The sequence below is a fragment of the Aureimonas sp. AU22 genome (assembly GCF_001463745.1).
In the GTDB taxonomy this organism is placed as follows: Bacteria; Pseudomonadota; Alphaproteobacteria; order Rhizobiales; family Rhizobiaceae; genus Aureimonas.
In genome coordinates this window covers 50,210-61,266 of sequence record NZ_BBWJ01000025.1, presented here as the reverse complement: position 1 = coordinate 61,266, position 11,057 = coordinate 50,210, and the positions used below count along the sequence as shown (strand labels likewise).

General features: G+C 68.8%; 13 protein-coding genes. 10 read left to right on the top strand and 3 right to left on the bottom strand.

Annotated elements, in window-relative coordinates:
* Nucleotides 1-182 precede the first annotated feature (182 nt).
* From AUL34_RS09090 to AUL34_RS09050, 9 genes are all read left to right on the top strand, one after another.
* Complete coding sequence (locus tag AUL34_RS09090) at nt 183-1,478, top strand: PotD/PotF family extracellular solute-binding protein (protein ID WP_061933395.1); 1,296 nt, start codon at nt 183-185, stop codon at nt 1,476-1,478.
* Nucleotides 1,479-1,700: 222 nt separating this feature from the next.
* A complete protein-coding gene (locus tag AUL34_RS09085; protein WP_061933394.1) occupies nt 1,701-2,585 on the top strand; it encodes an ABC transporter permease in 885 nt (294 codons plus the stop codon).
* A 1-nt stretch (nt 2,586) separates the two neighbouring features.
* Entirely contained in the window at nt 2,587-3,471 is an 885-nt protein-coding gene (locus AUL34_RS09080; RefSeq protein WP_061933393.1) for an ABC transporter permease, read from the top strand.
* Nucleotides 3,472-3,480: 9 nt separating this feature from the next.
* A complete protein-coding gene (locus tag AUL34_RS09075) occupies nt 3,481-4,125 on the top strand; it encodes an aspartate/glutamate racemase family protein (RefSeq protein ID WP_061933392.1) in 645 nt (214 codons plus the stop codon).
* Nucleotides 4,126-4,523: 398 nt separating this feature from the next.
* Nucleotides 4,524-5,615 carry a pyrimidine utilization protein A gene (gene rutA, locus AUL34_RS09070; protein WP_061933391.1) on the top strand — a complete coding sequence of 364 codons (1,092 nt, stop codon included), beginning with the start codon at nt 4,524-4,526 and terminating at the stop codon, nt 5,613-5,615.
* Nucleotides 5,612-6,358, top strand: a complete 747-nt coding sequence (gene rutB / locus AUL34_RS09065; protein WP_061933390.1) for a pyrimidine utilization protein B — start codon at nt 5,612-5,614, stop codon at nt 6,356-6,358. The genes rutA and rutB overlap by 4 nt, the downstream gene beginning before the upstream one ends.
* Before the next feature lie 13 nt (nt 6,359-6,371).
* On the top strand, nt 6,372-6,761 hold the full coding sequence (gene rutC / locus AUL34_RS09060) for a pyrimidine utilization protein C (RefSeq protein ID WP_061933389.1): 390 nt from the start codon (nt 6,372-6,374) through the stop codon (nt 6,759-6,761).
* Nucleotides 6,758-7,540, top strand: coding sequence for a pyrimidine utilization protein D (rutD, locus tag AUL34_RS09055; protein WP_061933388.1), 783 nt, complete (start codon nt 6,758-6,760; stop codon nt 7,538-7,540). Before rutC ends, rutD begins: the two co-directional genes overlap by 4 nt.
* A 7-nt stretch (nt 7,541-7,547) precedes the next feature.
* Nucleotides 7,548-8,129 carry a flavin reductase gene (locus AUL34_RS09050; RefSeq protein WP_156420852.1) on the top strand — a complete coding sequence of 194 codons (582 nt, stop codon included), beginning with the start codon at nt 7,548-7,550 and terminating at the stop codon, nt 8,127-8,129.
* Here AUL34_RS09050 and AUL34_RS09045 read toward each other — a convergent pair.
* Together AUL34_RS09045 and AUL34_RS09040 are read right to left on the bottom strand one after the other, a co-directional pair.
* Nucleotides 8,104-8,757, bottom strand: coding sequence for a TetR family transcriptional regulator C-terminal domain-containing protein (locus AUL34_RS09045; RefSeq protein ID WP_061933387.1), 654 nt, complete (start codon nt 8,755-8,757; stop codon nt 8,104-8,106). The genes AUL34_RS09050 and AUL34_RS09045 overlap by 26 nt on opposite strands.
* A 111-nt stretch (nt 8,758-8,868) precedes the next feature.
* Nucleotides 8,869-9,288, bottom strand: a complete 420-nt coding sequence (locus tag AUL34_RS09040; protein WP_061933386.1) for a DUF3830 family protein — start codon at nt 9,286-9,288, stop codon at nt 8,869-8,871.
* 65 nt (nt 9,289-9,353) lie between these two features.
* On the opposite strand from AUL34_RS09040, the gene AUL34_RS09035 reads away from it, so the two are divergent.
* The gene (locus tag AUL34_RS09035; protein WP_082653258.1) at nt 9,354-9,932 is read left to right on the top strand and encodes a TIGR00730 family Rossman fold protein; all 579 of its coding nucleotides are present in this window, start codon (nt 9,354-9,356) and stop codon (nt 9,930-9,932) included.
* Between the two features lie 26 nt (nt 9,933-9,958).
* On the opposite strand, the gene AUL34_RS09030 is transcribed toward AUL34_RS09035, so the two are convergent.
* A complete protein-coding gene (locus AUL34_RS09030) occupies nt 9,959-11,053 on the bottom strand; it encodes a ring-opening amidohydrolase (protein WP_061933385.1) in 1,095 nt (364 codons plus the stop codon).
* Nucleotides 11,054-11,057: the final 4 nt, after the last annotated feature.

Sequence of the window (11,057 nt, the reverse complement as noted above, 5' to 3'; positions counted from 1 at the left end):
CCGTCGTGGTCCACGCGGGCGAGGCCGGCGATATCACCGCCGTGATCCCCGAGGAAGTCTTCAACGCCACGCCCGCCGAGCTCGGGCAGACGCGCGCCGTCCACTGGTCGCGCGGCGACGAGCTCGCCCTCCAGGCCGCCTGACACCTTTCGCCTCCCAGCCCTCACCCCAGGAGACAGCCCATGAGCGACACCAGCAAGACATCCGGCCTCGACCGCCGCGCCTTCCTCAAGTCCGGCGCAGCGCTCGCCGCCGGCGCCGTGGTGACCACCAAGGTCACCGGCTTCCCGTTCGTTTCGGGCGCGCGGGCGCAGGAGGCCAAGACGCTGCGCTATCTCGGCACGGCGGTGAACCAGTCCAAGGAGATCGCCGACAAGGTGAAGGCCGATCTCGGCATCACCATCGAATACGTTCCCGTCACCACCGACGAGGTGACCAAGCGCATCATCACCCAGCCCAACACGTTCGACATCGTCGACACCGAATACTTCTCGCTGAAGAAGTTCGTGCCGACCGGCAACCTGATGGGCATGGACGCCAAGCGCATCAAGGAATTCGACAACATCACCACCGTCTTCACCAAGGGCGAGATCGACGGCAAGCCGATCGGCGGACAGGGCACGGCGCCCTGGAAGGTGCTCTATCTCGAGGCCAACAAGTCCAAGGCCTTCTCGGCGACCCCGACCGAGTGGATCTCGCTGATCCCCACCACCTACAACGCCGACACGCTCGGCATCCGCCCCGACCTCATCAAGCGCCCCATCGAAAGCTGGTCGGAACTCCTGAATCCCGAGTTCAAGGGCCGCGCCTCCATCCTCAACATTCCCTCGATCGGCATCATGGACGCCGCGATGGCGGTGGAAGCGTCGGGCAAGTACAAGTATCCCGACAAGGGCAACATGACCCGCGACGAGATCGATCTCACGATCGACGCGCTGATCGAGGCCAAGCAAGGCGGCCAGTTCCGCGCCCTCTGGTCGGACTTCAACGAGAGCGTCAACCTCATGGCGTCCGGCGAGACCGTGATCCAGTCCATGTGGTCGCCCGCCGTCACCGCCGTGCGCGCCAAGGGCATCGACTGCCGCTTCCAGCCGCTGAAAGAAGGCTATCGCGCCTGGGCCTCCGGCTTCGCCCTGCCCGCCACACTCGACGGCCCGAAGCTCGACGCCGCCTACGAGTTCGTCAACTGGTTCCTCTCCGGCTGGGCCGGTGCCTTCCTCAACCGCCAGGGCTACTACGCCGCAGTGCTGCCCACCGCCCAGGCGAACATGGAGCCCTACGAATGGGCCTACTGGATGGAGGGCAAGCCGGCGGAGAAGGACATCCTCTCCCCCCAGGGCGCCGTCATCGCCAAGACCGGCGACACACGCGACGGCGGCTCGTTCGCCGAGCGCATGGGCGCCGTCGCCTGCTGGAACGCGGTGATGGACGAGGACGCCTACATGGTCCGCAAGTGGAACGAGTTCGTCGCGGCTTGAGGTGCGGCAGTTGTCGCAGGGGCGCTGCCCCTGCATCCCGCCAGGGGAATTGAATTCCCCTGGACCCCTCGTCTGTTGAGATGTGTCCGAAGTTCGGGAGGGCCGGTGGCCCTCCCGAACTTCGGAAAAGTCCCGAAAGAAGACAGGGGTTCGGGGACGTCAGGCCACGAGCGGGGCCCGGGGCGGCAGCCCCGCCACGATCTTCCCACCCACGGAGGCCGCATGGCTGCGACCGATCGCAACGGGCTCGCGCCCTATCTCCAGGCGGCGCCGCTGGCGCTGGTGTTCCTGTTGTTCCTGGTGGTGCCGCTCGCCTTCATCGTGATGGTGAGCTTCTGGACCTACGACAACTACCAGATCCAGCCGGCCTTCACGCTGCAGAACTACATGGACGTCTTCGACCGCTGCATCACGCGGCTGCCGGCGCTGTGCACGACGTTCCGGACCTACGTCTCGACGCTGGGCTTTGCCTTGAAGGTCTGGGCGCTGACGCTCGGGATCGGCTTCACGATCGCCTACTTTCTCGCCTTCGAGGTGCGATCGAAGGCGGTGCAGTCGGTGCTGTTCCTGATCTGCACGATCCCGTTCTGGACCTCCAACGTCATCCGCATGATCTCGTGGATCCCGCTTCTCGGGCGCGAGGGGCTGGTGAACCGGACGCTGATGGGGATCGGCGCGATCGACCAGCCGCTCGACTGGCTGCTCTACTCCTCCTTCTCGGTGACGCTGACCTTCGTCCACCTGTTCACGTTCTTCATGGTCGTGCCGATCTACAACTCGATGCTGCGCATCGACCGCTCGCTGATCGAGGCGGCGCGCGATGCGGGCGCCTCCGGCTGGCAGATCCTGTGGAACGTCATCGTTCCCTTGTCGAAGACCGGCATCGCCATCGGCTCGATCTTCGTGCTCACCATCGTGATGGGCGATTTCGTCACCGTCGGCCTGATGGGCGGCCAGCAGATCGCCTCCGTCGGCAAGACGATCCAGACCGAGATCAGCTATCTCCAGTTCCCGATCGCGGCCGCCAATGCGGTGGTGCTTCTGGCCACCGTCCTCCTCATCGTCTTCGCGCTCCTGCGCGTCGTCGACATCCGTAAGGAGCTGTGACGTGTCGGAAAAACGCTCCCGCGCCTTCGTGCCGCTGGCGATCTTCTTCGCCCTCTTCGTGCTCTTCCTCTACGGGCCGACGCTGACCGTCCTGATCCTCTCGTTCCAGGGGCCGGAGGGTGGACTCACCTTCCCGATGCGCGGGTTCTCGACCCACTGGTTCGGCGTCCTGTGGGAAGGGCTCGGCGTGGTCGACGTCTGGGCGGCCTTCGGGCGATCGTTCCGGCTGGGGCTCGTGGTGACGGCGCTGACCGTCGTGATCTCGGTGCTGGCGGGCCTCGCGTTCCGGCGCCGGTTCCGCGGTTCGACGCTGCTCTTCTACACCGCGATCGCCAGCCTGATCCTGCCGTCGATCGCGGTCTCGCTCGGCATCGCGCTGGAGTTCCGCATCTTCGACGACGTCGCGAAGGCGTACGGGCTCGGGGGCTCGGGCTACCAGTCGGCGATGGGCCTCTTCACCTCGGCGCTCGGCGCGCATCTCACCTGGACGCTGCCCTTCGGGATGCTGGTGATGTTCGCGGTCTTCAACCGCTTCGACCCAGCCTACGAGGAAGCCGCGCGCGATCTCGGCGCGACGCCCTGGCAGACGTTCCGGCACGTCGTGCTGCCGATCATCGCGCCCTATCTCGTCGGCGTCGCGCTCTTCGGCTTCACGCTCTCCTGGGACGAGATCGCCCGCACCTCCCAGGCGATCGGCGGGCCGAACACGCTGCCGCTCGAGCTTCAGGGCCTCACCACCACCGTCACCAACCCTGCGATCTACGCGCTCGGCACGCTGACGACGGCGGTCTCCTTCCTCGTCATCGCCCTGACGCTCGGCACCGGCCTCTTGCTTCGCGCGCGGCGCATGCGCGGCGCATCCGACGCCGGCAAGGGGACGCTCTGAAAGCCGCTCATGCGCATCCTCTTCATCAATCCCAACGCCACCGCCTCGATGACGTACAAGATCGAGGCGGCGGCCTGCGCCGCCGCAGGTTCCGGCACCACGATCCTCGCCGCCACCAACCATGCCGGTCCGCCCTCGATCCAGGGACCGGCCGACGGCGAGGTGGCCGAGCCCGGCCTCCTCGCGCTCATCCGCGAGCGCGAGGCCGAGGCGGACGCCTTCGTGATCGCCTGCTTCGACGACACCGGGCTTGCGAAGGCCCGCGCGCTGACACGCAAGCCCGTCGTCGGCATCGGCGAGGCGGCGATGCGCGCGGCCGGGGCCGGCGGACGGCCCTTCAGCGTGGTGACGACGCTCTCCGTCTCGGTTCCCGTGATCGAGGAGAACGTGCGGGCCTATGCGCTCGGTGACCTGTGCCGGCGCGTCCGCGCGTCCGAGGTGCCGGTGTTGGCCCTGGAAGAGCCGGGCAGCGCGGCGCGCGAGACGGTGGCGCGTGAGATCGCGCTCGCGCTGGCCGAGGACCGCCCGGGTGCCATCGTGCTCGGCTGCGCCGGCATGACGGATCTCGCCGACCAGTTCGCACACCGTTTCGGACTGCCGGTCCTCGACGGGGTGGTCTCGGCGGTGAAGGCCCTGGAAGCGCGGAAGCGCTGAGGCAACTGGTTCCGCCGCGAAACGTCGCAGTTGCAGCCATCGTCAGGCCCGATGGCTGATGCCGGTGCATCCGACGCCGTATCCGGAAATTCTTCCATTCCAAACAGCACGTTATCTTGCGCCTGCGCGACCGCGGCGCATCCCGGCAGGCTGTTCCCGAGCCGGTCGGCGGCAAGCGGCCGTGGGGATCTGCCGACCGCGTGACCAGAGGCTGGCGCGCAAACCGGCACCCGGCCTTCGATTTTTGTCCATTTGGTCAGTTTTTCTCCGGTATGCGCGGGGCGCCCGATGGTCGTCCGCTCCAACGCACTGTTTCGCCTGCGCAATTTATTCTGGCACGCGAGTTGCTGAAGCTCTGGAGCGGCAGTCCCGCCGCGCCACTTGCACGAGGAGGACGGATGGAAATCGGTGTCTTCATCCCGATCGGGAACAACGGCTGGCTGATCTCGGAGAACGCGCCGCAGTACAAGCCGAGCTTCGCCCTCAACAAGGCGATCGTGCAGAGCGCGGAAGCCCACGGCTTCGACTTCGCGCTGTCGATGATCAAGCTGCGCGGCTTCGGCGGCAAGACCGAGTTCTGGGACCACAATCTCGAAAGCTTCACGCTGATGGCGGGCCTTGCCGCCGTCACCACCCGCATCCGCCTCTTCGCCACCGCCGCGACGCTGGTGATGCCGCCGGCGATCGTCGCACGGATGGCCTCGACGATCGACAGCATCTCGGACGGGCGCTTCGGGCTCAACCTCGTCACCGGCTGGCAGCGGCCGGAATACTCGCAGATGGGCCTGTGGCCCGGCGACGAGTATTTCGCCCGGCGCTACGACTATCTCGCGGAATACGCCACGATCCTGCGCGAGCTCTGGGAGACCGGCCGGTCCGACCTCAAGGGCGCGTTCTTCCAGATGGACGACTGCCGCCTGTCGCCGCAGCCGCAGGTACCGGTGAAGATCATCTGCGCCGGCTCGTCCCATGCCGGCATGGCCTTCTCGGCGCGCTATGCCGACTACAACTTCTGCTTCGGCGTCGGCGTCAACACGCCCAAGGCCTTCGCCGGCAACACCGAACGACTGGCCAAGGCGACCGCCGAGACGGGGCGCGACGTCTCCACCTTCGTGCTCTTCATGATCATCGCCGAGGAGACCGACGAGGCGGCCCGCGCCAAGTGGGAGCACTACAAGGCCGGCGCCGACGGAGAGGCCATCGCCTGGCTCGGGGTCCAGGGCGCCGCCGACACCAAATCCGGCCCGGACACCAACGTCCGTCAGATGGCCGACCCGGTCTCGGCGGTGAACATCAACATGGGAACGTTGGTCGGCTCCTTCGAGACGGTGGCGCGGCTCCTCGACGAGGTGGCCGAGGTGCCGGGCACCGGCGGCGTGCTCCTGACCTTCGACGACTTCGTGGAAGGGGTCGAGGCCTTCGGCACCCGCATCCAGCCGTTGATGCAATCGCGCCGCCATGTCACGGCGCAGCTGGAGGCCGCCGAATGAGCGCCCTGCCCACTGCCGGCCACGTGCCTCGCCCGCAGACGTTCGAGAGCGTGGCCCTGCCGGCGCGCCCCGAGCCGCTGTCGTTGAAACCCCACGAGACCGCCGTCGTGGTGGTCGACATGCAGAACGCCTACGCGACGCCCGGCGGCTACGTGGATCTCGCCGGCTTCGACATCGCGGGCGCCGCCGGCACGATCGGAGCCATCGGCAAGGTGCTGCCAGCGGCGCGCGCGGCCGGCGTCCTCGTGGTCTACCTCCAGAACGGCTGGGACCGGGACTACCAGGAAGCCGGCGGCCCCGGCTCGCCCAATTGGCACAAGTCGAATGCGCTCAAAACCATGCGCCGCCGCCCCGAGCTTCAGGGCACGCTGCTCGCCAAGGGCACCTGGGACTATGCGATCGTCGACGGGCTGGAGCCGCGCCCCGGCGATCTCCTGGTGCCGAAGACCCGCTACAGCGGCTTCTTCAACTCGACGCTCGACAGCACCTTGCGCGCGCGCGGCATCCGCACCCTCGTCTTCGTCGGCATCGCCACGAATGTCTGCGTGGAGAGCACGCTGCGCGACGCGTTCCACCTCGAATATTTCGCGGTGATGCTGGCCGACGCGACCCACCAGCTGGGTCCGCCCGCCGTCCAGGAAGCGGCCGCCTACAACATCGAGACCTTCTTCGGATGGGTGTCGACGGTCGCCGACTTCTGCGGCGCCGTCTCGCAAGTCCCGCCCGCATCTCCTTCCGCCTGAACCAGGAGCCTCCATGCCCAAATCCATCGTCGTCCCCGAAGGCACGTCGAAGCCGATCGCCCCCTTCTCGCCGGGCACGCTCGCCGACGGCGTGGTCTACGTGTCGGGGACCCTCCCCTTCGATGCGAACAACGACGTCGTCCATGTCGGCGACGCGGCGGCGCAGACGCGCCACGTCATCGAGACCATCAAGCGGGTGATCGAGACCGCCGGCGGCACGATGGCCGACGTCACCATGAACCACATCTTCCTCACCGACTGGGCGAACTACGCGGCGGTGAACGCCGTCTATGCCGAGTATTTTCCGGGCGACAAGCCGGCGCGATACTGCGTGCTCTGCGGCCTCGTGAAGCCCGACGCGCTGATCGAGATCGCGAGCGTCGCCCATATCGGCCGCCCATGACGCTGCACCACGAGATCCGGGGACGCCGCGACGCCGGCGCGCCGACGGTGATCCTCTCGTCGGGCCTCGGCGGCGCCGGTGCCTATTGGGCGCCGCAGATCGAGATGCTGGCGCAGGATTTCCGGGTCGTCACCTACGACCATCGCGGCACCAACCGCAGCGGGGGCCGGGCCGAGGGGACGATCGCCGCCATGGCGGACGACGTCCTCCAACTTGCGGTCGCGGCCGGCATCGAGCGTTTCCATTTCGTCGGCCACGCGCTCGGCGGCCTGATCGGCCTCGATCTGGCGCTCCGCTCCGCTTCGCCCGTCGAGAGCCTCGTCCTCGTCAACGCCTTCGGCCGCGCCGATCCCCATTCCGGACGCTGCTTCGACACGCGGATCGCGCTTCTGGAAAAGGCGGGGGTGGAAGCCTTCGTCGAGGCGCAGCCTTTGTTCCTCTATCCCGCGGTCTGGATGGCGGAGCATGCCGAGCGGCTGCGCGCCGAGATCGCCCATGGCATCGCGCATTTCCAGGGGCGAGAGAACGTTCTGGCGCGCATCGCCGCGCTACGCGCCTTCGACGTCGAGGCACGGCTCGGCCAAATCCCGGTGCCGACGCTGGTGGTGGCGGCCCGGGACGACCTCCTCGTGCCCTACACGCGCTCGCTCGCCCTCGCCGAAGCGATCCCGCACGCGGCGCTCGCGCTGTCGGACTTCGGCGCCCATGCCGTCAACATCACCGAACCCGCCTGGTTCAATGCCGCCGTCGGCTCGTTCCTCGCTTCCCGGAAAGGATAGGACCCCGATGACCGTCGCATGCGCGTCCGCCGCGCCCCATGCCGAGCACCACGAAATCGACCGCCTCGCCTTCCGCGACGCGATGGCAAGGCTCGGCGCCGCCGTCACCATCGTCACGACCGACGGGCCGGGCGGGCGTGCCGGCTTTGCCGCCACCGCGGTCTGCAGCGTCACCGACGACCCGCCGACGCTTCTGGTCTGCGTCAACCGGGCGTCCTCGACCTACGCGCCCGTCCGGCGGAACGGGCGGATCTGCGTCAACGTGCTGGCTGCCGAGCATGCCGAACTGAGCCGCGTGTTCGGGGGCAAGACGCCCGTCGCGGAGCGCTTCGCCGCGGCAAGCTGGCGCGAGAATGCGGGCGGAACGCCCGAACTCGAGGGCGCCCTCGCCTCGTTCGGCTGCGAGATCGCGACGGCGACGCAGGCGGGCACGCACGACGTCTTCTTCTGCCGCGTCGTGTCGGTGCGATCGCGCGCCGAGGGGAAAGGCCTGATCTATTTCGATCGCGCCTACCACGTGCCTCAAGCGCTCGGCGCGACCGAGATGGCAGGGCCCGGCGCGTTCAGCGAGGCCGCACCCCGTCGATGATGACGGACAGGACCGACCGGGTGACCCCTTCCCGGAAGTCCGGACGCTCGACGTCCGGGCCGAGGATCGCTCGGATCTGGACCGCGAAATCGGCGTAGTGCTGCGTCGTCGCCCAGATCGCGAAGATCAGATGGATCGGGTCCACCGGGGCCAGTCGCCCCTGCGACGCCCAGGTCCGAAGGATCGCGGCCTTTGCCGACACCAGCGTCCGCAGCCTCGTCTGGAGGGTGGGCAGGATGACGGGCGCGCCGGCGAGGATTTCGTTCACGAACAGTCGCGACGCCTCCGGCCGTTCGAGCGACAGCGCGAGCTTGGCCGTGATGTAGCGGCCGAGTTCCTCGACCGGGTCTCCGTCGACGTCCAGCGCGTCGAGCGGATCCAGCCATTCCCCGAGCGTGCGCTCCAGAACGGCCTCGTAGAGATCCTGCTTGCGGCGATAGTAGTAGAGGAGGTTCGCCTTGGACAGGCCGGCCCGGGCCGCGATCTCGTCCACCGTCGATCCGCGAAACCCGTGGCGCGAGAAGATTTCCAGCGCCGCATCGAGGATCTGCGCCCGTGTGGCGGCCTGGATGCGGGTCACCGGTGGCGCGGGTGGCGCTTCCCCTCGATCTGCGCCTCGCGCGCCCATATGCGATCCCCGCTCGTCGGTGTGTCGCGACGTCCTAGGACGGCTGGCGTCGCCGACGCAATGGCTCGCGGTCCGACCATCCGGCGCCGCGGTCCGGGGCGCGTCGGCCCCTCACGCCACGGGCCGGCGCAGACGGATCGCCTTGGCGCCGGTCCAGAGCGTGCCGCGCCCAAGGTCTGCGAGGACGTCCAGACGGTCGGTGATCGTCAGGAAATGATTGCCCGCCAGGGGGCCGGCCTTGGAGGCGAAGGCGACGGGACCATAGGCGAGGAGGATCTCGGTTTCCGAGACGCCGCCGGGATAGAGGATCATCTGGCCGGGCGCGGGGTGGCTGGTCGCGTTCTCGTATCCAAGACCGAAGTCGCGCTCACCGAGCGGGATCCAGCAGGCCTCGCCCGACCAGCGCACGTGGATGATCCGTTCGGCATAGGGAAGGATCGCCTCCACCGCCGCGACGGTGCGGGGCGCCGCCTCGCGCTCGAAACGCGCGGGGAAGATCTCGCTGTCGATCTCGACGAGGATTTCGGTCATGTAGGGGCGACTCCTGACAGGCCGGATGGGTGCCGGGTTCTGGATCACGGAAAGGATACGAGCCCATGTCGCGCCGGATCGGAACGATCGCCATCTTCTGCGGATCGAACGCAGGCGGACACGAGGCCTATGCCGAAGGCGCGAAGGCGCTCGGCCGGACGCTGGCCCTGGAGGGCATCGGCATCGTCTACGGCGGCACGCACAAGGGGCTGATGGGCCACCTCGCCGACGCCGCGCTCGCCGAGGGCGGACGCGTCCACGGCGTGATCACCGAACGCCTGCACGGCCGCGGCCACGCCCATGCCGCCTTGAGCGACCTCGAGGTCATGCCGACCTTGCGCGCGCGCAAGGAGCGCATGGCGGCGCTCGCGGACGCCTTCATCGCCCTGCCCGGCGGCATCGGCACCCTGGAGGAGTTCCTCGAGGTCTGGACGATGAACCAGCTGTCCGAGATCGACAAGCCGGCGGGGCTGCTCGATACGCGCGGCTTCTTCCAGGCCTTCCTCGGCTTCATCGACCACATGGTGGTGGAGCGATTCCTGCCGGCCGCGCACCGCCATTCCATCGTCGTGGACGCCGATCCGGCGGCGCTGGTCGACGGGCTCCGGCGGTTCGAGCGGATCGACGTGCCGAAATGGCTGTGACCGCCCGGGACTGAAGACGCCAGCGTTCACGGCGCGGTGCGGCGCGCGATTACGGCGACCGGCCCGCCGCCGTCCGGCCCCTGGTGCTCGGCGCCGCCCGAGACGAAAAGTTCCGTCGTGCCGGTGAGCCCGGCCAGCACGCCCCCGACGAAGGCGCGCGCATGGCGCGTCGCCGAGATGTCGCTGTCGTCGTTCATCGTGTGCCGGACGCCGCGCACGAGGCCGGTGCGCGAGGCCTCGGCCTTGGCGAGGAGCGCCTCGAAGCGGGCGCCGGCGGGCACGCCGAGCCCGTCGAGGCAGGCGTGCACGGCGGCCGCGTCGATCGCATCGCGCATCACCGCATGCGCCACCGCGAGCGGCCCACGCCAGTTCCGGCTCATGCCGAGCACGAGGATCTCGTGGCCCATCAGCTCGATGCCGGCCGAGGTGCTGGCGCGGCCGGAGAACAGCGTCATGTCGCGGCCGATGGCGCTGTCCGGCACGTCGGCGGCATCGAGTTCCCCGAGCGCCAGCGCGATGCCGAGCGCGCTCGCCCCGCGCGACAGGCCCATCGACTTCAGCGTGTCGGACACGGCGCAGCTCTCGCCGCGCGCCGCAGCCTCCGCGATGCGGGCCGAGGTGAGGAGCGGGCACTTGATCTGAACGAAGTGAACGTCCTCCGCGCCGGCGATGCCGGCCGCCGCCATGGCTTCCCCGACGCCTGCCCGCACAACCTCCATCTGCGCGCCGCGACCGATCTCCTCGGGCAGGAGATCGCGGGTGACGGCGGTGCCGATCGCGAGCGAGCCGTCCGGATACGCCGGCCCCTCCCCGTCCCCGACCCGCTCGAACACGAGCCAGTGCGGGCCGAGCGCGCCTTCCGTGCCGCCCGACATGACCAGCACGACGCCGGCCGCCCGCTCCCGGCCGACATGGCCGGCCAGGAAGTCGGCGAGCGCGCGGGTGGCAAAGCCCCGCGTGAAGTCGTTGACGCAGCCGTTGCCCTCGGTCTTGCCGAGAATGGCGAGAATGCCGGCGGGATCGAGCGCGCCGCTGGCGACGAGATGCTCCAAGCCCGACACGTCGTCGGGCGCTGCGGCGGGAACGCGGTGGAGGCGCGTCGAAGGGCAGGAGGGCGACACGAAG

Excerpts from the sequence above, each read along its gene's own strand:
- rutA (WP_061933391.1), top strand. The coding sequence starts at position 4,524 with ATGGAAATCGGTGTCTTCATCCCGATCGGGAACAACGGCTGGCTGATC.
- rutD (WP_061933388.1), top strand. The coding sequence starts at position 6,758 with ATGACGCTGCACCACGAGATCCGGGGACGCCGCGACGCCGGCGCGCCG.
- rutB (WP_061933390.1), top strand. The coding sequence starts at position 5,612 with ATGAGCGCCCTGCCCACTGCCGGCCACGTGCCTCGCCCGCAGACGTTC.
- AUL34_RS09075 (WP_061933392.1), top strand. The coding sequence starts at position 3,481 with ATGCGCATCCTCTTCATCAATCCCAACGCCACCGCCTCGATGACGTAC.
- AUL34_RS09035 (WP_082653258.1), top strand. The coding sequence starts at position 9,354 with ATGTCGCGCCGGATCGGAACGATCGCCATCTTCTGCGGATCGAACGCA.
- AUL34_RS09045 (WP_061933387.1), bottom strand. The coding sequence starts at position 8,757 with ATGGGCGCGCGAGGCGCAGATCGAGGGGAAGCGCCACCCGCGCCACCG.
- rutC (WP_061933389.1), top strand. The coding sequence starts at position 6,372 with ATGCCCAAATCCATCGTCGTCCCCGAAGGCACGTCGAAGCCGATCGCC.
- AUL34_RS09050 (WP_156420852.1), top strand. The coding sequence starts at position 7,548 with ATGACCGTCGCATGCGCGTCCGCCGCGCCCCATGCCGAGCACCACGAA.
- AUL34_RS09090 (WP_061933395.1), top strand. The coding sequence starts at position 183 with ATGAGCGACACCAGCAAGACATCCGGCCTCGACCGCCGCGCCTTCCTC.
- AUL34_RS09040 (WP_061933386.1), bottom strand. The coding sequence starts at position 9,288 with ATGACCGAAATCCTCGTCGAGATCGACAGCGAGATCTTCCCCGCGCGT.
- AUL34_RS09085 (WP_061933394.1), top strand. The coding sequence starts at position 1,701 with ATGGCTGCGACCGATCGCAACGGGCTCGCGCCCTATCTCCAGGCGGCG.